The following is a 19,766-nucleotide window of genomic DNA, read 5'->3' as shown; positions in this document are numbered from 1 at the left end:
GCCCCGCCCCGCCCCGTCGATCATGGACTTGTGGTGGGCGGTCGATGCCACTTCGCGGCTTTTGCGGGGCACCACAACTGCATGATCGACGCCGGTGAGGGCCGGGGAGGGAGGAGAGGGCCGCGGGGGTCAGGAGAGGGCGCGGGCCAGTTGGGTGCGGGAGCGGATGTTGAGGCGGTGGAAGATGTTGCGGAGGTGATGGTCGACCGTACGGGTGGAGAGGAACATCCGGGCGGCGATCTCCCGGTTGGTGGCGCCCTCGGCGACCAGCCGCGCGATCCGGAGCTGCTGGCCGGTCAGCAGTCGTGCCGCCGACTCCTCCGGCGGGCCGACCGACTCCCCGGCCGCCCGCAGCTCCGTGGTGGCCTGTTCCGCCCAGGTGGCCGCCCCGAGCAGGGTGAACGCCTCCCGGGCGGCGTGCAGGTGTTCGCGCGCCGCGCGCGGTCGGCGGCTGCGGCGCAGTTCCCGGCCCAGCAGCAGCTCGGTGCGGGCCCGCTCGAACGCGCCGGCGTCCGCCGGGTGCAGCCGCAGGGCGGTGCGGAACTCCCGCTCCGCCTCGGCGCTGCCCCGGGGCGCGAGCAGCCCGTGGCAGCGCGCGGAGAGGGCCCGGCGCGACGGGCTCGCCGTACTGCTGGCCCACCTGTCGAAGACGGCGAGGGCGGCACTTGCCGCCGGCCGGTCCGCGACGGTGGCGGCCGCCTCCACCAGGTACGGGGTGGCCATCACCAGAACCAGCACCTGCCCCCGGCCCGTGCCCGGACAGGCCAGCGCGGCCAGTCGCGCGGCGGCGGCGGCCGGCCGGTTGTCGACCAGGTCGAGCACCGCCAGGGCCCACTGCGCGAGGGCGCGGGGCCGGCTGTGCGCGCCCGGGTCCTCGCCGATCTCCCGGATCCGGCGCAGGGCGGTGTCGCGGTCGGCCCGCACGGCGGCCAGCACCGCCAGCATGCCCAGGTGTACGCCGGCCCAGTTCTCCTGGCCGACGTCCCGGGCGATCCGCAGCCCCTCCCGGGAGGTGTCCGTCGCGGCGTCGTGCCGGCCCAGCCAGTACTCGGCGGCTGCCCGCAGCTCCAGGGCGCGCGGCAGGGCGGACAGCTCGCCCCGCTCGCGGGCCAGCTCGACGGCGCGCTCGGCGAGCCGGTGCGCCGCGCCGTCCACGGCCACCAGCAGCCCGGCCGCCGCCGCGCAGGTCAGCGCCGCGGGGGTCGACGCCGGCCCGGTCAGCTGCCCGCCGAGGACGACCGCCCGGCGCAGGGCGGGCCCGGCCTGCTCGTGGTCGCCGCGCAGGGTCGCCGCGGTCCCGGCGACGTAGGCGCTCAGCAGCTCGGTGGCGGGCGGGTCGTCGGGGCGGCGCAACAGCTCCGCCCGCCGGGCCACGTCGGCGTAGCGGTACTGGTCGCCGGTGAAGCAGGCGGCCTCGCCCGCCCGCACCAGCGCGCCGAGGGCCAGCGCGCGGTCGTCGGCGCCACCCGTGCCGGTGGCCGCGCGGTCGGCGGCGGACACGGTGCCGGTGGCCGCGCGATCGGCGGCGGCCAGGGTGCCGGTGGCCGCGCGATCGGCGGCGGCCAGGGTGCCGGTGGCCGCGCGATCGGCGGCGGCCAGGGTGCCGGTGGCCGCGCGATCGGCGGCGGCCAGGGTGTCGGCGGCGGACAGCAGCGTGGTGAACGCGGACCGGGGCCGGCCGGTGCGCAGTTCCAGCTCCCCGCGCAGCAGGTCGGCCCGGCCCGCCACCGCGGCGTCCGCGCCCGGGGGCAGCTCGCCCAGCAGCAGTCGGGCCCGGTGCGGCCGGCCGGCGGACCAGGCGTACCGGGCGGCGGCCACCAGCCGGGCGGCGGCGCGCGCCGGGTCGTCGGTGAGTTCGGCGGCCCGTTGCAGCGCGACCGAGGCCGCCGTTCCCGCGCCCTCGCACTCCGCGACGGCCTGCTCAAGCTCGGCGGCCAGGGCCGGGTCGGGGCCCTGGGCGGCGGCGGCGAGGTGCCCCGCCCGGCGCAGCCGGTGCCCGGCCCCGTCGAGCACGCCGGCGAGCAGCAGGTGGGCCGCGCGCCGCTCGGCCAGCGGCGCGGCGGCCCGGACCACGGTCCGGACGAGGGGCTGCGGGAACGTGACCCGTCGCGGCTCGACGCGGACCAGGCCGGCGAGTTCGGCCGGCGCGAGCGCCTCGACCGCCGTGCCGGCGACCCGGGCGGCCCGGACCAGGGTGGCCGGCTCCCCGTCCTCGTCGAGCGCGGCGAGCAGCAGGACCCGGCGGGTGTCGGCCGGCAACCGGTCCAGCCGGGCCCGGTAGGCGCGGCCCAGCCCGCCGTCGGGCGGGGACGTCTCGGGCACCGGCTCCTCCCCGCGGCACTGGCCCGGAGTGAGCACCTCGGCCAGGTCGACGAGGGCCTGCGGGTTGCCCCCGGCCGCCACGGCGAGCGCGGCGGCCACGGGCGGCGCGGGTGGCCGGCCGGCCAGCCGGTCGGCGAGCAGTGCGGCGCTGTCCCGGTCGTCGAGCGGGCGGAGCCGGTGCCGGGCTATCCCGCCGAGGGGGACGTCCGCGGCCGTAGTGAGCAGGACGGCCACCGACGACCGGCGCAGGCGGCGGGCGACGAACGCCAGCGCGTCGGCGGTGGGCTGGTCGCCTCGGTCCACGTCGTCCATCGTGCACAGCAGCGGGCGGTCCCGCGCGGCGGCGGCGAGCAGACCGAGCACGCCCAGGAACAGCGCCAGGCGCCCGTCGGCGGGGCAGCCCGCGCCGGTCAGCGCCCGCAGCAGCACCCGCCGATGTGGTCCGGGGAGCGCGCCGGCCCGGTCCAGGACCGGGTCCAGCAGCCGTTGCAGCCCCGCGTACGGCAGGCACGCCTCCTCGGGCAGCCCGGTGCCGGCCAGGACGGTGCAGCCCCCGGCGTGCCGGTGGGCGTAGTCGACGAGCGCGCTGCGGCCGGATCCGGGCTCGCCCTGGACCAGCAGCCCTCCCCCGCCGGCGGGCAGGTCACCCAGCAGGCGCCGGATCGCGGCGCACTCGTCGGCCCGGCCGCGCAACACGGTTAATTGCACTGAGGATGCAGTAACCATGCAATCGAGTGTCACCTATCGGTAGCCCGATGGAAAGACCGGCGGCGCCGCCTTCCCACGGCGCGCGTCAGCGCGGGCCGACGTCGGCCAGCAGGGCGGCGACCGTCCGGGTCATCACCGCGCGGGCCTGGTCCACGCCCAGCCCCAGCCCGTCGCGCAGCATCGACCAGGCCGGCCACATGCTCGCGGCCACCAGGGCGTGCACCAGCTGGTCGCGGTCGGGACCGGCCTGGTCGAGCTCGGCGGCGAAGAGGTGCTCGACCTCGTCGCGGACGCGCGCGATGTGCTTGAGGCGGTTGCGACGCAACTGCCCGGAGACCGGCTCGCGCATCTGGGCGGCGCGCGCCGACGGGGCGATGAGCTGGAGCAGCCGGGCCCGCTGCCGGCAGTACGCGTCGACCCGCCGGGCCAGCGGCAGCGCCGGCGAGATCGGCCGGTGGGCGGCGTCCTGCTGCCGGAGCAGCTCCGCGCCGCTGGCCTCGAACAGCGTCTCCATGTCCTTGAAGTTGGTCCAGAGCGTCCGCAGCGAGATCCCGGCCCGCTCGGCGATGCGCTCGCCGGTCGGCCGCAGGTCACCCTCGGAGATGAGCGCCAGGTGCGCCTCGACGATCGCCGCCCGGGTGCGTTCGGCCCGGGCGGTCCGGCCGTCGACCCGGACCGGCGCCTCGGCACCGCCCATCCGCGTCCGCCTCCTCATCGCCGTCACGTCCCCCGTACCGCCGCGCCGAGTCTAGCCGCGGGCCACCCGGCGACCGTCCGGCCCCGGCCCGGGCCCGGCGCGGTCATCCGGCGGGCCGGCCGGCGAGGCTGACCCCGCCGTCGAGGACGAGGGTCTGCCCGGTGATCCAGGCCGCGTCGTCGGAGGCGAGGAAGGCGACCGCGCCGGCCACGTCCCGCGGCAGCCCGAGGCGCCCCAGCGGGTACGCCCGGGCGACCTCCTCCTCCCGGCCCTCGTGCAGCGCCGCCGCGAAGCGGGTCTTCACCACGGCGGGCGCGACCGCGTTGACCCGGACCTTCGGGGCGAGTTCGACGGCCAGGCACGCGGTGAGGTGGTCGACGGCGGCCTTGCTCACCCCGTAGAAGGCGATGCCGGGCGACGGGGTGCGGCCGGCGATCGAGGAGACGTTGACGACGCAGCCGCCACGCTCGCCCATCCCCGCGGCGACCTGCTGCACCCAGCCGAGCGTGCCGACCAGGTTGACGTCGAGGATCTTGCGGGCCGCCGCCAGGTCCAGCTCGACCAGCGGCCCGTACGCCGGGTTGATGCCGACGTTGTTGACCAGCACGTCGACCGGCCCGAACGCCTCGGTCACGGCGTCGACCGCCGCCCGTCGGTGTCCCGCGTCGTCGGCCCGGCCGGCGACGGCCACGGCGTGGGTGGGCCCGCCCAGGGCCGCGACCGCCTCGGCCAGGGCCTCCGGGTGTCGCGCGGTCAGTCCGACGCGGGCGCCCTCGGCCACGAGCCGGCGGGCGACGGCCAGGCCGATGCCGCGACTGGCGCCCGTGACGAGCGCGACCCGGCCCGCGAGTCGCCTCGAATCTGCATTCACGATGCAGATAGTAGGAGGGCCGCCGGCGCTCGTCAACGACGGAACGTCGATGGACAGGCCCCATTCCATTGACAGCACCTCGGCATAACAGCACTGTCGATGCAGATAGTTCGCCCCTCCGGAGAGGACGCTCCCATGCCCGAAGCCGTCATCGTCGCCGCCGCCAGGTCACCGATCGGGCGCGCGCGCAAGGGCTCCCTGCGCGACCTGCGCGCCGACGACCTGGCCGCCACCATCGTGCGCGCCGCCCTCGACCAGGTGCCGGCGCTCGACCCGCGCGAGATCGACGACCTGATGCTCGGCTGCGGGCAGCCGGCGGGCGAGCAGGGCCACAACCTCGCCCGGGTGGTCGGCACCCTGCTCGGGCTGGACCACCTGCCCGGCACGACCGTCAACCGGTACTGCTCGTCGTCGTTGCAGACCACCCGGATGGCCCTGCACGCCATCCGCGCGGGCGAGGGCCACGCCTTCCTCTCGGTCGGGGTGGAGTGCGTCTCCCGCTACGACCGGGGTCGCGCCGACGGGCACCCCGGCACCACCAATCCCGCCTTCGCCGGGGCCCTGGAGCGCACCGCGACCAGGGCGGCCGGCAACCTGTCGGGCTGGCACGACCCGCGCGAGGACGGCGATCTGCCGGACGTCTACGTCGCGATGGGACAGACCGCCGAGAACGTGGCGCACCTGCGCGGGGTGTCCCGGCTCAGCCAGGACGAGTTCGCCGTACGGTCGCAGCTGCTGGCCGAGAAGGCGATCGCCGACGGCTTCTGGGCCCGCGAGATCACCCCGGTCACCGTCCCCGGCGGGGCGGTGGTGGCCGCCGACGACGGGCCGCGCGCCGGGGTGACCCTGGAGGCGGTGGCGGCGCTGCCGCCGGTGTTCCGGCCCGACGGCACGGTGACCGCCGGCAACTGCTGCCCGCTCAACGACGGCGCCGCCGCGCTCGTCGTGATGTCGGACGTACGGGCGCGGGAGCTGGGCGTCACCCCGCTGGCCCGGATCGTCTCCACCGGCCTGAGCGCCCTCTCCCCCGAGATCATGGGGCTCGGGCCGGTGGCGGCGTCGCGGCAGGCGCTGCGCCGGGCCGGCATGTCCGTCGACGACGTCGACCTCGTCGAGATCAACGAGGCGTTCGCCGCGCAGGTGCTGCCCAGCGCCCGGGAGCTGGGGGTCGACTGGGACCGGCTCAACGTCAACGGTGGCGCGATCGCGGTGGGCCACCCGTTCGGCATGACCGGCGCCCGGATCACCACCACGCTGATCAACTCGCTGCGCTGGCACGACCAGGAGATCGGGCTGGCGACCATGTGCGTCGGCGGCGGCCAGGGCATGGCGATGGTCGTCGAGCGGCTGAGCTGACGCCGACCGGGCGTGGCGGGCCGGGAGACCGACGCGCCACGCCCGGCCGGTGCCGGGTGCGACCGGTCAGGAGGCCGTCGGCACCCCGTTGGCCGGCGGCGCCACCGGCGGGGCGGTGTGCTCGCGTACCGGCCCGTCGCCCTCGTCCGTCTCGTACGTCGGCCCGAAGTAGGCCTGCGTCCCGCCGCTCACCCGGGTCAGCCGCTGCCCGCCGTAGCCGGAGTGGTCGGTGTCGGAGTAGCGCAGCGGGGCCAGGCCGGGCCCCTGGTAGCCGCCCTTGCGGACGGCCTCGGTGACCGCCTCGCGGGTGAGGTCCTTGCCGGCGGCGAGGAGTACCTGCACGAAGAGGTAACCGACCGCCATGCCGTAGACGGTGTTGCCGTCGAACGGCGCGTCCCCGTTGTACTCCTTGTTGACCTTGGTGAAGAGCTGGATCCACGGGTCGGCGGCGTCGTTCTGCATCGGCAGGTAGTTGGCGCCGACCATGCCCTCGAGCAGGCCCGCCGCGGCGCCGAGCTGCTTGGCCAGCGTCGGGTGGTCGGCGCCGACGTTGGAGACCAGCCACTGCGGCGTGAAGTTCAGCCGGGCGGCGGTGCCGACCGCCAGGGCGGTGAAGCCGGGCACGGTGGCGAGGATGACCACCTGGCAGCCGGCCGCCTTGAACGCGCCGATCTGGGGTGCCACGTTGGTGTTGCTGGTGACGTACGTCTGCTTCGCCGCCACCGCGCCGGCGCCGAGCACCTTCTCCACCCCGACCAGGCTGTCCCGGCCGAAGTCGTCGTCCTGGCCGAGGAAGCAGACCTTGCGCCCCGGCAGGCTGGTCTTCACGTGCTGGGCCAGGATCTTGCCCTCCACCGTGTAGTCGGGGTTGAAGCCGAACGTGCCCGGATACCGGTCGGGCTGGTCCCAGCTGCGGCTTCCGGAGGCGACGAAGAGGTCAGGTACCCGGTTGCTCTTGAGGAAGTCGAGCACGCCGGTGTGGGTCGGCGTGCCGAGCCCGTTGAGGATGGCGAAGACCTTGTCCTGCAGGACGAGCTGGCGGACCACCTGCTGGGTGTTCGCCGGGTTGTAGCCGTCGTCCATGATCTTGTAGGTGATCTTCCGGCCGTGCACACCCCCGTTGGCGTTGACGTGGTCGAAGTACGCCTTCGTGGCGGGCGCGATCTTGGAATAGCCGGCGGACGCCGGACCGGTGAGCGGCATGTGCGTGCCGACCACGATCTCGGTGTCGGTGACGCCGGGGACCGTGCCCCCGCCGCCGCCACCGTCGTCCCCGGTGCAGGCGGCGGAGGCGACGAGCAGGGTGATGGCGGTGGCGAGCGCGAGGCCGCGCCGTGCCGTTCGTGTCATGTCAGACACCGACCTTTCCTCGGTCCGGTTTGGTGGTGGGGTGCGGCGGTGGTGCCGTGCGGTAGTGGCGGTGATCCGGTGTGGTGGTGGGGTACGGGCGGTGTGGGACGGATGCGGGTGCCGGCCGGCCGGGACGGCTCAGGGCCGTCGTCGGCCCGCCGGACGCGCGGAGAAGGCCCGGGTCAGCCGGGACAGCAGGCCCTGCACGCCGCCGGGTGCGGCGATCATGACGACGACCAGGGTGAGCCCGAAGATCGCCAGCGGGAGGTTTCCCTCGACCCGCTGCGCGACCGCCGGCGACAGCGTGAGTTGCTCGGTGACGGCGTGCGTCACGTCGGGCAGGGCCACCAGCAGGACGGCACCCCAGGCCGCGCCGGCGAGGCTGCCCAGCCCGCCGATGACGACCGCCATCAGCAGGAACAGCGACAGCGTCAGCGAGAAGGCCCCGGGCGAGACGCTCTGCGCGAGGACCGCGAGCAGGGCGCCGCCCAGCCCGGCGCCGGCCGCGCTGACCACGAAGGCGAGGACCTGGGTGCGGGCGACGTGGATGCCGGCGAGGCGGGCGGCGACCTCGTCGTCGCGGACCGCCCGGAAGGTACGGCCGTACCGGCTGCGGACCAGGTTGGCCAGCAGCAGCAGGGCCAGCAGGGTGGCCGCCGCGGTCACCCAGAGCTGCCAGCGCTCGTAGGGGAAGTAGACGCCGAGGGCCGCCGGCGGGGGCTCGACCGGCACCGCCAGCCCCTGCTCGCCGTTGAACACGCCGTCGAAGGTGACGGTCAGCGCCGGCACCACGACCGCCACGGCCAGGGTGACGCCGGCCAGGTAGGGCCCGCGCAGCCGGGCGGCGGCCACCCCGACCACGGCGCCCACCGCGAGGGCGGCCAGGACGGCCGCGCCCAGCGAGACCGGGAGCAGCCAGCCGCCGGTGATCCCGGCGTCGGCGAACGCGTTCTGGCACAGCGCCACGGTGTACGCGCCGGTCGCCATCAGCGCGCCGTGCCCCAACGAGAGCTGACCGTTGAGCCCGGTGAGGACGGTCAGCCCGGCGGTTGCGCACAGGTAGGCGGCCACGGTGGCGAGCTGGAAGTTGCGGAACGGCTCCAGCCCGTAGCTGGCGGCCACCAGCAGCAGCGCGGCGACGGCCGCGAGGCCGAGGTGGCGCAGCAGGGTCGAGCCGCGGCGGGAATCGGCGGGGCCGACCCGGGCCTGCGTGTCCGGCGGGGTCACCGCCCGGGTGGCGCTCACACCCGCCTCGCCGCGACCGGGGCGAACAGGCCGGCGGGACGGACCAGCAGCACGGTCAGCAGCAGCACCAGCACCGCGAGCGGGGTGACGTCGCTGCCGGCGTAGCCGCTGACGTAGGAGAGCAGCAGCCCGACCGCGAGGCCGCCGACCACCGCCCCCGGTGGACTGTCCAGGCCGCCCACCACGGCCGCGGTGAACGCCGAGACGAAGACCAGGTCCATCGCGTGCGGGTGCAGGCCCAGCTCGGTGGGGATGACCAGCATGCCGGCCAGCGCGCCGACCCCGGAGGCCAGCGCCCAGCCGAGGGTGAGCATGCCGCCGACGTTCACCCCGAGCAGCCGGGACACCTCGGGGGCGAAGGCCGCCGCGCGCATCCGCAGGCCCACCGCCGTGCGGGTGAAGGTCCAGGCGAGCCCCACGACCACCACCGCGACCGCCGCGAAGACGAACAGGTCGTACGGCGACAGGACGGCGACGCCGCCCACGGTCAGCGGGTTACGGGAGAAGGGCGTCCCGGCGGGCAGGAACTCGCTGCCGTACGCCATGCCGAGGACGGCCTGGATCAGCAGCACCAGCCCGAGCGCGACGATCACCGGGTTGAGCGGCGAGGCGTGGTCGACGAAGCGCATGACGACCAGGTCGACCGCCGCGCCGAGGAGCAGCCCGGCGCCGAGCGCGGCCAGGAAGCCCAGCCAGTACGAGCCGGTCGCGGCGGAGACGCTGTAGGCCACGTACGCGGTGGCGACGGCCATCGCGCCCTGGGCGAAGTTGACGATCCGGGCCGCCCGCCAGATGAGCACCAGGGCCAGGGCGAACGCGGCGAGGACCGCGCCCCTGGACAAGCCGTCGAGGGTGAGGAAGACGAAGCGGTCCAACGGTCCTCCCTTGCGGGGACGAGGGGGTCAGAAGCCGAGGTAGGCGTGGCGCAGGTCGGCGTCGTCGCGCAGCCGGGCGGCCGGGGCGGTGGTGACGACCCGGCCCAGGGACATCACCACGCCCTGGTCGGCGACGGACAGCGCGCTGCGCACGTTCTGCTCGACGAGCAGGACGGTCAGCCCGGTGTCGTCGCGCAGCCGGCGCAGCAGGGCCATGGTCTGGGCGACGACCCGCGGCGCCAGGCCGAGCGACGGCTCGTCGAGCAGCAGCAGGCGGGGCCGACCGACGAGGGCCCGGCCGAGGGCGAGCATCTGGCGCTCGCCGCCGGAGAGCTGGTGCCCGAGGTGTCGCCGCCGCCGGGCCAGCGGTTCGAAGAGCTGGTAGACCTCGTCGAGGGCGCGGGCCGCGTCGGCCCGGTCGCGCCGCCACAGCCCGCCGAGGCGCAGGTTCTCGTCGACCGTCAGCTCGCCGACCACCCCGCGCCCCTCCGGCACGTGGGCCATGCCGCGACGCACGAGCTGCTCCACCGCGACGCCGCGCAGGTCCTCCCCGGCCAGCACGACGCGACCGGCCGTCGGGCGGAGCATGCCGGACAGGGCGCGCAGCAGGGTGGTCTTGCCGGCGCCGTTGGCGCCGACCACCGCCGCGATGGCGCCCCGCGCCACGGTCAGGTCGATCCCGTGCAGCACCGGCGCGCCGCCGTAGCCGGCCGCCAGGCCGCGCACCTCGAGCAGGTCCTCGCCGGTCATGCGGCGGCCTCGTCGACCGCCGCGCCGAGGTAGGCGTCGGCGACGGCCTGATCGTCGCGCACCTCGTCGGGGGTGCCGGCGGCGATCACCCGCCCGAAGTCGAGCACCACGATCTCGTCGCAGACGGACATCACCAGGTCCATGTGGTGCTCCACCAGCAGCACCGCGCAGGGGTCGGTGTCGCGTCGGGGCAGCCCCCGGATCAGCTCCGCCAGCTCGGCGATGTCGTCGGCGCCCAGGCCCCCGGCGGGTTCGTCGAGCAGGAGCAGCCGGGGACGCGCGGCCAGCGCGCGGGCCAGGGCGACCCGCTGGCGTACGGCGAAGGGCAGCGTGCCCGGCGCGGCGTCGGCGTGCCCGGCGATGCCCAGGGTGTCGAGGACGTCGAGGGCGTGCCGGCGCAGCCGTTGCTCGTCGCGGTCGCTGCGGGGCAGGCCGAGCAGGGCGGCGAGGAAGCCGGCGCGGGCCGTGTGGGTGGCCCCGGTCATCACGTTCTCCACCACGGTGAGCCCGGCGAAGAGCCCGGTGCCCTGCAACGTGCGGGCGATGCCGAGCCGGGTGAGCCGGTGCGGGCGTGGGCGCAGCGGCCGGCCGTCGAGGGTCAGGGATCCGTCGTCCGGCGGGACGAAGCCGCAGACGACGTTGAACAGCGTGGTCTTGCCGGCCCCGTTGGGACCGATCACGCCGACCACCCGGCCGGGCGGCACCCGCAGCGAGACGTCGTCGAGGGCGGTGAGGCCGCCGAAGCGGACCCCGATGTGGTGCAGTGCGAGCCCTTGCTCCATCACCCGTCCCCCCGGCAGCCGCCAGTATTTACACTGGGAGTGTACGTTTCTGACGGGGGTCGTCAATACCTCCAACGCTCACGGGCACGCTCGTCGGCCGCCGCCCGGACCTGGGCGGCGACCGACGGTTTCTGCACCGACCGGGCAGCCATGCGCCGCGGGGCGGCCGGAGGTGACGGCCGCCCCGGGGAGCGTCAGGCGCTCGGGCAGGTGTTGCGGTACTCCTGGATGGCGGAGCCGCTCGGGCCGGGGCAGAGGAACTGCTCGTAGCGGGTGTCGTCGTCGACGAACCGCTTCAACCAGGCGACCGCCTGCCGGGCGGTGGGCGTGTTGACGGTCTGCGGGAAGAAGTGGCTGGCCCCGTTGAGCTCCAGGTACGCCTTCTCGGACGAGGCGGGGATGCTGTTGTAGAACGGCTCCGAGTGCGACGAGACCGGCGCGACGCTGTCGCTCTCCCCGCCGATGATCAGCGTCGGCACCCGGACGTCGGACCAGGACTTGTCCAGGTTCCACGGCGCGAGCGGCACCGCGGCCTGCAACGACGGCCGGGAGACCGCGGCCTCCAGGCTGCCGCCGCCACCCATCGAGTGGCCGGAGACGGCGAGCCGGCTGGCGTCGATCCGGCCCCGCACCGAGCTGCGCTGCGTCAGGTAGTCGAGCGCCGCGAGCAGTTGCCGACCCCGGCTGTCCGGCTGGTCGAGGCGCGTGTTGGTCTCGATGCCGATCACCACGAAGCCGTGCGAGGCGATCCGCGGCCCGAGCCAGTCGATGCTGGACCAGGCGGCCGTGTAGCCGGGCGAGATGGCGACGGCACCGAAGGTGCCCTCGGCGGTGCTGGTCGGGTAGTAGATGACGCCCCCGCCGAAGCCGGTGACGCTGAGCGAGGAGACGTTCTGCGACGAGGTGGCGAACGGGCCGCGGCTGGCCTCCAGCAGGGCGACGCTCGGGGCGGGACCGCGCTCGTACGGGTTGGCGGCGGCCTGGGCGGCCGGCGGGGCGGCCAGCGCGCCCACCGTGGCCAGGACGGCGGCCACGGCCAGGCCGGCGAGGCGGGCGACGGGACGGGGACGGGGACGGGCGGCGATGGTTGGTGATGACACGTCGGGCACTCCCTACGGGACGGGGCATATCGACATGCATCAGTCTTCGACGGCGCCGGCAGCGCCGCATCGGTGAAATCACCAGTCCGCCGGCCGAGGAATAGTCGGGCTCGCCGTTTTCGCCCGGGATCGAGGAGCTGTTCCTGCTGGTCATCGGCAGCACCGGGGAGACCCGCCGGGACGCCTTCGACGACCTGGTGAAGCTCCTCGCCGCGCACGGGACCGCCGAGGAGGAGGTCGTCCACCCGATGGCCCGGACGCTGCCGGGCGGGGGCGGCGACGCCATGGTCGACGAACGCCTCGCCGAGGAACGTCAGGAGTTCCCGCTGTTGCGCCAGCACGTGCCCGCCGACCGGCTGCGCACGATGCCGGCGCCGTACGGATGGCGGAGGCGACCGCGCCGACGCGCCCGCACCCGAGCGCCCAGTCCGCGAAGGGCAACCTCGCGGCCGGACCGGCGCTGGCGGTCATCGACCGCGTCCGCGACGCGATCCGCAGGCCGTCGTCCAGCGGCTGAGCACCCGCCGGCACCAGCACACCGCGCCCACCCGGCCGATCCCGGCGGGTGGGCGCGGCACGTCTGCCGACCTGCCCGCGCCGGGACGGGTGCCGCCGTCGCGTAGGGTCGGCACCACCCCCGGTCCGGCCACGCCGGACGACCCCTGCCCGCGGAGACGCCCATGACCGAGATAGGCGGCGCCACGAGGGTGTACGCGCTGCTCGGCGACCCGATCGCCCAGGTGCGCGCCCCCGGGCTGCTCAACCCGGTGCTGGCCCGGCGCGGCACCGACGCGGTGCTCGTCCCGGTCCACGCGGCGCCGGCCGACCTCACCCAGGTGGTGCGGGGGCTGCAACGGGTGGCGAACCTGGACGGGATGCTGGTCACCGTGCCGCACAAGGCCGCCGTGCTGGAACTCGCCGACCGGGCCAGCGACCGCGCCCGCCTGGCCGGCAGCGCCAACGCGTTGCGGCGCGAGCCCGACGGGACGTGGACCGCGGACACCTTCGACGGCGACGGGTTCGTCCGCGGGCTGGCCGGGGCCGGACACCACCCCCGGGGTCGCCGGGCGTGCGTGGTGGGCGCGGGCGGGGCGGGCAGCGCGATCGCGGTGGCGCTGCTCGACGCCGGCGTGGCGGAACTGCGACTCAGCGACACCGACCCGGGCCGGCTGGAGACGCTGCGGCGGCGGCTGTCCGCCGCGTACCCCGGCCGGGTCGGCGCGACCGCGCGACCGCGACAGGCCGACGCCGACCTGGCGGTCAACGCCACGCCCCTGGGGCTGCGCCCCGACGATCCGCCGCCGTTCGCGGTGGCGGAACTGCCGGCGCACGCGGTGGTCGCCGACATCATCATGACGCCGGCCGAGACGCTCCTGCTGGCCCAGGCGCGGGCCCGGGGCCTGCGGGCGCACCCGGGAGAGCCGATGCTCGCCCACCAGATCGACGCCTACCTCGACTTCTTCGGGCTGTGACGACCGGCGGTCCGCCGGGAGCCCCGGCGGCTCCCGGCGGCCGCCGCCCGGCCCCCCGCCGCCCGCCGGCCGGCGCACTGATCATCCTGTCGGGCGGACCTGTTACCGTCGCGCCGCCGCTGCACCAGTCGGACCGGAGGTAGGCGTGATCAGCTCGCACGTGTCGTCGTTCGTCGGATTACCGGTAGTGCCCTTCACCCCGGGGATGACACTCCCCGACGATCCGTCGGCGGTCGCCTGGCGGCTGGAGGTCGAGGACTTCGACGCGGATCCCGAGGAGTTCCTCGGTCTCGTCCGGGCGCTGCGGGAGCAGGTGCCGGCCGACGCGGTGCGCGCCCTGGTGATCGGCGAGTGGGGCGAGGCGTACGAGCGGCCCCTGCCGATCGGGCCGCTGGTCGAGGCCGCCGGGGAGTGGACCGGCCTGCGGGCGCTCTTCCTCGCCGACCTGACCTACGAGCAGTGCGAGATCTCCTGGCTCATGCACGGCGACATCACGCCGCTGCTCGCGGCGTACCCGTCGCTGGGGGTGCTCCGGGTGCGCGGGGCCCAGGGCCTGCGGCTGGAGCCGGTCCGCCACGCCGAGCTGCGGGAGCTGCGGTTCGAGTCCGGCGGCCTGCCGGCCGAGGTGGTCCGTGCCGTCGGCGCGTGCGAGCTGCCGGCCCTGCACCGGCTGGACCTCTGGCTCGGCAGGAGGGACTACGGCGGTGACGCGAGCGCCGAGGACCTGGCCGGGGTGCTCAACGGCGCCGGCCTGCCGGCGCTGCGGTACTTCGCGGCGTGCAACGCCGAGATCGCCGACGCGGTGGCGGCGGCCGTCGCCACCGCGCCGATCGTGCCCCGGCTGGAGGCGCTCGACCTGTCGATGGGGACGCTGACGGACGAGGGCGCGAAGGCGCTGCTGGCCGGGCAGCCGCTGACCCACCTGACGCACCTCGACCTGGAGCACCACTACCTCTCCGAGGACATGGCCGCCGCGGTGGTCGCCGCGCTGCCGGGGGTGCGGGTCGACCTGTCCGACCCGCAGGTCGCCGAGGACTACGACGGCACCGTCTACCGCTACACCGCAGTCGGGGAGTGAGGGACGATGGCCTTCGGTTCCCACGCGCGCCACTTCGCCGGCCGTCCGGTGGTGGACGTCCCCGCCGACGGGCCGCTGCCCACGGTGGACGGTCCGGTCTCGTGGCGGATCGCCCACTGGCACTTCGACGACGAGACCACGGAGAACTCGCTCTCGGCGGAGTTCCGCGACGCGTTCGACCGGTTCGTCGCGCAAGCCGGGCCGTCCGTGGAGTCCCTGGTCGTCGGCTCCTGGGGCTACGCGGCGTTCCATCCCGCCCCGATCGCGCAACTCTGCGCGGCGGCGGCGCGCCTGCCCGCCCTGCGCGCGCTCTTCCTCGGTGACATCACCTCCGAGGAGTGCGAGGTCTCCTGGATGAGGGTGGGCGACGTCAGCGCACTGCTGACGGCGTACCCGGCGCTGGAGGTGCTGCGGGTGCGCGGCGGCGAGAACTTCGCCTTCTCCCCCGTACGGCACGAGCGGCTGCGGGAGCTGGCGGTGGAGAGCGGCGGGCTGTCCCGGGCGTTCGTCGGCGCGGTGCTCGACTCCGACCTGCCCGCGTTGGCCGACCTGGAGCTGTGGCTCGGCACCTCCGACTACGGCGGCGACGCGCAGGTCGCCGACCTCGCCCCGTTGCTGGCCGGGGAACGGTTCCCGCAGCTGCGCCGGCTCGGCCTGTGCAACTCGGAGATCGCCGACGACATCGCCCGGGCGCTGGCGTCCGCGCCGGTGGTGCCCCGGCTGCAACGGCTCGACCTGTCGATGGGCACGCTCGGCGACGAGGGCGCGACGGCTCTGCTGGCCGGGCAGCCGCTGACCCACCTGGCGGAGCTGGACCTGTCCCACCACTACCTGGCGGAGGAGACCGCCGCGTCGCTGGTCGCCGCGCTGCCGGGCGTCGCGGTGGACGTGTCCGACCCGCAGGAGCCCGAGGAGTACGACGGCGAGAGCTACCGCTACACGGCGGTGTCGGAGTGACATGCGCCTGACCGTCGTCGGCAACCCCGCCAACCGCCGGGTGGAGCTGTTCACCCGGGCGGTCCTCGCCGCCGGCCTGCCCCGGCCGGCGGTGCTGCCCTGGGTCGACGTGCTGACCGGCGCGGCGCCACCGGCGGCGGGCGCGCTGGTGCGGGTCGACTCGCCCGGCGAGGACGCCGAGGTGGACCGGCTGCTGCGCCGGTCCGCCTCGCCGGCGCGGCACGGCGAGCTGATCGGCCTGGCCGACACGTACGCCGGCCTGCTGCGGGGCCTGGACCGGGTCGCCGCCGGCGGCGCGGAGCTGCTCAACGACCCGGCGGACGTCGCGGTGCTGTGCGACAAGCGGCGCTGCCACGCCCGGCTGTCGGCCGCCGGGGTGCCGGTGCCGGCCGCGCTGCCCCCGGTGCACGGGTGGCAGGAGCTGCGGGCGGCGATGGCGGCGGCCCGCTGGAGCCGCGTGTTCGTCAAGCCCGCGCACGGCTCGTCGGCCGCCGGGGTCGTCGCGCTGGCCGTGGCCCGGGGGCGGGTGCAGGCGGTCACCACGATCGAGGCGACCCCGGACGGGCTGTTCAACTCGCTGCGCCCCCGCCGCTACACCGACGAGGCCGAGGTCGCCGCCATGGTCGACCGGATCGCCGCCGACGGCCTGCACGTGGAGCGGTGGCTGCCCAAGGCGGGGCTCGGCGACCGGGTGGTCGACCTGCGGGTGGTGGCGGTCGCGGGGCGGCCCACCCACGCCGTGGTGCGCGCCGCCCGGGGGCCGCTGACCAACCTGCACCTGGGCAACGCGCGCGGCGACCTCGCCGAGCTGCGCGCGGCGGCCGGGCCGGCGGCGTGGGCGGCGGCGATGGAGACGTGCGAGCGGGCGGCCGCGTGTTTCCCCCGCACCCTCCAGGTCGGCATCGACCTGATGTTCCTGCTCGGCTGGCGGCGCCACGCGGTGGCCGAGGTCAACGCCTTCGGCGACCTGCTGCCGGGGGTCCTCACCGCCGGCCGGGACACCTACGCCGAGCAGGTGCGCGCCCTGACCGACGGCCGGTGGGACCGCTGGCGGTCGGCGGCCGGCCGGACGCCGCCGGGCGGCGACGCGGCGTGGCCCGCCGGGGCGGTCGGCCGGGAGGTGCTCGCGTGCGCAGTCTGATCGGCAGCCACGACCTGCTCCTGCTCACCCTCGACACGCTGCGCCACGACGTCGCCGCCGACCTGGCCGCGCGGGGGCGCACGCCGCACCTGGCGCGGGCCCTGCCCGGCGGGCGGTGGGAGCGACGGCACTCCCCCGCCAGCTTCACCTACGCCGCGCACCACGCGTTCTTCGCCGGCTTCCTGCCCACCCCGGTCACCCCGGGCCGGCACGAGCGGCTGTACGCGGCGGCGTTCCCCGGCAGCGAGACGTCCGGCGCCGACACCTGGGTGTTCGACGCGCCCGACCTGCCCACGGCGCTCGCCGACGTCGGCTACCACACCCTCTGCCTGGGCGGGGTCGGCTTCTTCAACCGGCGCAGCCCGCTCGGGGCGGTGCTGCCGGGCCTGTTCGCCGAGGCGCACTGGGAGCCGGAGTTCGGGGTCACCTCCCCCACCTGCCTGGACGCGCAGCTCGACCGGCTGACCGAGGTGCTGCCGCGGGTGCCGGCGCGGCAGCCGCTGTTCACGTTCCTCAACGTCGCCGCCCTGCACCAGCCCAACCGGCACCACCTGCCCGGGGCGCAGGTCGACGACCTGGCCAGCCACGCCGCCGCCCTGGAGTACGTCGACGGCCGGATCGACCGGCTGTTCGCCCTGCTCACCGGCCGGGGTCGGCCGGTGTTCGCGATCGTCTGCTCCGACCACGGCACCGCCTACGGGGAGGACGGCCACACCGGCCACCGGATCGGCCACGACGTGGTGTGGACGGTCCCGTACGCCCACTTCGTCCTGCGACCGGGGGAATGGTGACCAGCACCGACACGGGCCTCGACGGCTCGCCGTACCAGCAGTACCTCTACGCGTACCCGCACAAGACCTCCTACCGGCCGCTGCGACCGCGCCCGCTGCTGGCGGACGTGTGGCGGGCCGAGGCGCGCGAGGCGCTCTTCCTCTACGTGCACCTGCCGTTCTGCGAGATGCGCTGCGGCTTCTGCAACCTGTTCACCCGCGCCAACGCGCCCGCCGAGCAGGTGACCGACTACCTTCGGCAGCTGCGCCGGCAGGCGGGACGGGTCGCCGACGCGCTGGGCGGCGACGCCGGCTACGCCCGTGTGGCGCTCGGCGGCGGCACCCCCACCTACCTGACCGCCGACGAGCTGACCGAGCTGTTCGGCATCGCCACCGCGATGGGGGCCCGGCTGCCCGGCGTACCGCTGTCGGTGGAGACCTCGCCGGCGACCGCGACGCCGGACCGGCTCGCGGTGCTGGCCGCGCACGGCACCACCCGGGTGAGCATCGGCGTGCAGAGCTTCCTCGACGCCGAGGCCCGCGCCGCCGGCCGGCCGCAGCGCCGCGCGGAGGTGGAGGCGGCCCTGGCCGCGATCCGCGACGCCCGGATCCCCGTGCTCAACATCGACCTGATCTACGGCATCGACGGGCAGACCGCCGACACCTGGCGGGAGAGCCTCGACGCGGCCCTGGCGTGGCGGCCCGAGGAGCTGTACCTCTACCCGCTGTACGTGCGACCGCTGACGGGGCTCGGGCGGCGGGCGCACGGCCGCGCGGACTGGGACGCCCAGCGGCTCGCCCTCTACGAGCAGGCGGTGGCGACGCTGGGCGCGGCCGGCTACCGGCAGGAGTCGATGCGGCAGTTCCGCCGGGCCGGCGCGCCCACCCCGGACGGGCCGGACTACTGCTGCCAGGACGACGGCATGGTGGGCCTGGGCTGCGGCGCCCGCTCCTACACGACGTCCCTGCACTACTCGTTCGACTACGCGGTCGGCGTGTCGCAGGTGCGGGCGGTGCTCGACGACTACCTGGCCCGCCCGGCCGACGACTTCCGCTTCGCCGAGTTCGGGTTCGCCCTCGACGGCGCGGAGCAGCGCCGCCGGTGGCTGCTCAAGTCGCTGCTGCGCGCCGACGGGGTCGACGCGGCGGCCTACCGGGCCCGCTTCGGCGCGCTTCCGGGCGACGACTTCCCGGAGCTGGGCCGGCTGGTCGAGCGGGGGTGGGCCGGCTACGGCGGGCTGCGGCTGACGCCGGCCGGGCTGGCCCGCTCCGACGCGATCGGCCCGTGGCTGACCTCGGCCCGGGTACGCGACGCGATGACCGGGTACGTGCCGAGGTGAACCTCGCGATCCTCTACCGGGGTCCCCTGGCGAGCTGCAACTACGACTGCCCGTACTGCCCGTTCGCCAAGCGGCGGGACCCGCCGGAGCTGCTGCGCGCCGACCGGGCGGCGCTGGACCGCTTCGCGGGCTGGGTGGCGGCCACCTCCGACGTGCGGCTGTCGGTGCTGTTCACCCCGTGGGGCGAGGGGCTGACCCGCCGCTGGTACCGCGACGCGATGGTGTCGCTGTCGCACCTGCCGCACGTCGAGCGGGTGGTCATCCAGACCAACCTGGCCGCCCGGGTGGACTGGCTGGCCGACGCCGACCCGCGCGCCGCCGCCCTCTGGACCACCTACCACCCCGGCCAGGTCGACCGGGACCGCTTCCTGCGCCGCTGCGCCCGGCTGACCGAGCTGGGCGTCCGCTACTCCGTCGGGGTGGTCGGCCTGCCGGAGCACCTCGCCGAGGCGCGGGCGCTGCGCGCCGCCCTGCCCGCCGAGGTCTACCTGTGGGTGAACGCCGCCGAGGGCCGGCGCTACGACGCGGCCGAGGAGGCGACCTGGACGGAGCTGGATCCGCTGTTCGGCTACAGCGTCCGCCCGCACGTGTCGCTCGACCGTCCGTGCCACGCGGGAGAGACGGCGATCTCGGTGCGCGGCGACGGCACCGTGCGCCGCTGCCACTTCATCGACGAGCCGATCGGCAACCTCTACGACGGGTCGTGGCGCTCGGCGCTGCGCCCGCGCCCGTGCGGCAACGCGGTCTGCGACTGTCACATCGGGTACGTCCACCTCAAGCCGCTCGGGCTGCGGGACGTCTTCGCCGGCGGGGTTCTGGAACGCATCCCGGCCGCCTGGCCGCCCGTACGCCGGCCGGTGCTGCTGGCCGCGCCGGCGCACGCGCCGGTGGCCGCCCCCGCGCCGCCTCCGCCGGCGTAGCGCGGAGCGGGCCGGCGAACCGGCGCACGGAC

At 76.0% G+C, this 19,766-nt stretch carries 18 protein-coding genes and 1 pseudogene; 10 read left to right on the top strand and 9 right to left on the bottom strand.

Annotation, left to right across the window (positions count from 1 at the left end; genetic code table 11):
• Positions 1-129: 129 nt before the first annotated feature.
• The 3 genes from RM555_RS03710 to RM555_RS03700 form a co-directional block, all read right to left on the bottom strand.
• Positions 130-3,030: a helix-turn-helix transcriptional regulator gene (locus tag RM555_RS03710; protein WP_311410440.1), complete on the bottom strand. Its 2,901-nt coding sequence runs from the start codon at positions 3,028-3,030 to the stop codon at positions 130-132.
• A gap of 85 nt (positions 3,031-3,115) precedes the next feature.
• Positions 3,116-3,727, bottom strand: coding sequence for a TetR/AcrR family transcriptional regulator (locus RM555_RS03705; RefSeq protein ID WP_311410454.1), 612 nt, complete (start codon positions 3,725-3,727; stop codon positions 3,116-3,118).
• 103 nt (positions 3,728-3,830) lie between these two features.
• Positions 3,831-4,598 carry an SDR family oxidoreductase gene (locus RM555_RS03700; RefSeq protein WP_311410439.1) on the bottom strand — a complete coding sequence of 256 codons (768 nt, stop codon included), beginning with the start codon at positions 4,596-4,598 and terminating at the stop codon, positions 3,831-3,833.
• 135 nt (positions 4,599-4,733) lie between these two features.
• Here RM555_RS03700 and RM555_RS03695 point away from each other — a divergent pair, with 135 nt between their 5' ends.
• A complete protein-coding gene (locus tag RM555_RS03695) occupies positions 4,734-5,954 on the top strand; it encodes an acetyl-CoA C-acetyltransferase (RefSeq protein WP_311410438.1) in 1,221 nt (406 codons plus the stop codon).
• Positions 5,955-6,020: 66 nt separating this feature from the next.
• Here RM555_RS03695 and RM555_RS03690 read toward each other — a convergent pair whose 3' ends face one another.
• The 6 genes from RM555_RS03690 to RM555_RS03665 all read right to left on the bottom strand — a co-directional run bounded on the left by RM555_RS03690 (position 6,021) and on the right by RM555_RS03665 (position 12,056).
• Positions 6,021-7,304: an ABC transporter substrate-binding protein gene (locus tag RM555_RS03690; RefSeq protein WP_311410437.1), complete on the bottom strand. Its 1,284-nt coding sequence runs from the start codon at positions 7,302-7,304 to the stop codon at positions 6,021-6,023.
• 138 nt (positions 7,305-7,442) lie between these two features.
• Positions 7,443-8,549, bottom strand: a complete 1,107-nt coding sequence (locus RM555_RS03685; protein ID WP_396888665.1) for a branched-chain amino acid ABC transporter permease — start codon at positions 8,547-8,549, stop codon at positions 7,443-7,445.
• Positions 8,546-9,424 carry a branched-chain amino acid ABC transporter permease gene (locus tag RM555_RS03680; protein ID WP_311410436.1) on the bottom strand — a complete coding sequence of 293 codons (879 nt, stop codon included), beginning with the start codon at positions 9,422-9,424 and terminating at the stop codon, positions 8,546-8,548. The genes RM555_RS03685 and RM555_RS03680 overlap by 4 nt, the downstream gene beginning before the upstream one ends.
• 27 nt (positions 9,425-9,451) lie before the next feature.
• On the bottom strand, positions 9,452-10,174 hold the full coding sequence (locus tag RM555_RS03675; RefSeq protein ID WP_311410435.1) for an ABC transporter ATP-binding protein: 723 nt from the start codon (positions 10,172-10,174) through the stop codon (positions 9,452-9,454).
• A complete protein-coding gene (locus tag RM555_RS03670) occupies positions 10,171-10,956 on the bottom strand; it encodes an ABC transporter ATP-binding protein (protein ID WP_311410434.1) in 786 nt (261 codons plus the stop codon). The genes RM555_RS03675 and RM555_RS03670 overlap by 4 nt, the downstream gene beginning before the upstream one ends.
• Positions 10,957-11,150: 194 nt before the next feature.
• A complete protein-coding gene (locus RM555_RS03665; RefSeq protein WP_396888664.1) occupies positions 11,151-12,056 on the bottom strand; it encodes an alpha/beta hydrolase family protein in 906 nt (301 codons plus the stop codon).
• 197 nt (positions 12,057-12,253) lie between these two features.
• On the opposite strand from RM555_RS03665, the pseudogene RM555_RS30940 reads away from it, so the two are divergent.
• The 9 genes and pseudogenes from RM555_RS30940 to RM555_RS03625 form a co-directional block, all read left to right on the top strand.
• Positions 12,254-12,340 (top strand): annotated as a pseudogene (locus RM555_RS30940) (hemerythrin domain-containing protein); the annotation flags it as partial.
• 98 nt (positions 12,341-12,438) lie between these two features.
• A complete protein-coding gene (locus RM555_RS03660) occupies positions 12,439-12,573 on the top strand; it encodes a hypothetical protein (RefSeq protein WP_311410433.1) in 135 nt (44 codons plus the stop codon).
• Positions 12,574-12,736: 163 nt separating this feature from the next.
• Positions 12,737-13,528, top strand: a complete 792-nt coding sequence (locus tag RM555_RS03655; RefSeq protein WP_311410432.1) for a shikimate dehydrogenase family protein — start codon at positions 12,737-12,739, stop codon at positions 13,526-13,528.
• Positions 13,529-13,733: 205 nt separating this feature from the next.
• The gene (locus RM555_RS03650; protein ID WP_311410431.1) at positions 13,734-14,606 is read left to right on the top strand and encodes an STM4015 family protein; all 873 of its coding nucleotides are present in this window, start codon (positions 13,734-13,736) and stop codon (positions 14,604-14,606) included.
• Positions 14,607-14,612: 6 nt separating this feature from the next.
• The gene (locus RM555_RS03645) at positions 14,613-15,563 is read left to right on the top strand and encodes an STM4015 family protein (protein WP_311410430.1); all 951 of its coding nucleotides are present in this window, start codon (positions 14,613-14,615) and stop codon (positions 15,561-15,563) included.
• A 1-nt stretch (position 15,564) separates the two neighbouring features.
• On the top strand, positions 15,565-16,704 hold the full coding sequence (locus RM555_RS03640; protein WP_311410429.1) for an STM4014 family protein: 1,140 nt from the start codon (positions 15,565-15,567) through the stop codon (positions 16,702-16,704).
• On the top strand, positions 16,692-17,495 hold the full coding sequence (locus RM555_RS03635) for an STM4013/SEN3800 family hydrolase (protein ID WP_311410428.1): 804 nt from the start codon (positions 16,692-16,694) through the stop codon (positions 17,493-17,495). The genes RM555_RS03640 and RM555_RS03635 overlap by 13 nt, the downstream gene beginning before the upstream one ends.
• Positions 17,492-18,814 (top strand): STM4012 family radical SAM protein, encoded by a 1,323-nt coding sequence (locus RM555_RS03630; protein ID WP_311410427.1) that lies wholly within the window; start codon positions 17,492-17,494, stop codon positions 18,812-18,814. Before RM555_RS03635 ends, RM555_RS03630 begins: the two co-directional genes overlap by 4 nt.
• Positions 18,811-19,734 (top strand): STM4011 family radical SAM protein, encoded by a 924-nt coding sequence (locus tag RM555_RS03625; protein WP_311410426.1) that lies wholly within the window; start codon positions 18,811-18,813, stop codon positions 19,732-19,734. The genes RM555_RS03630 and RM555_RS03625 overlap by 4 nt, the downstream gene beginning before the upstream one ends.
• Positions 19,735-19,766 lie beyond the last annotated feature (32 nt).

Origin of the sequence: Micromonospora reichwaldensis (genome assembly GCF_031845925.1) — a bacterium.
In the GTDB taxonomy this organism is placed as follows: Bacteria; Actinomycetota; Actinomycetes; order Mycobacteriales; family Micromonosporaceae; genus Micromonospora; species Micromonospora reichwaldensis.
This window is presented reverse-complemented; position numbering and strand designations above follow the sequence as displayed.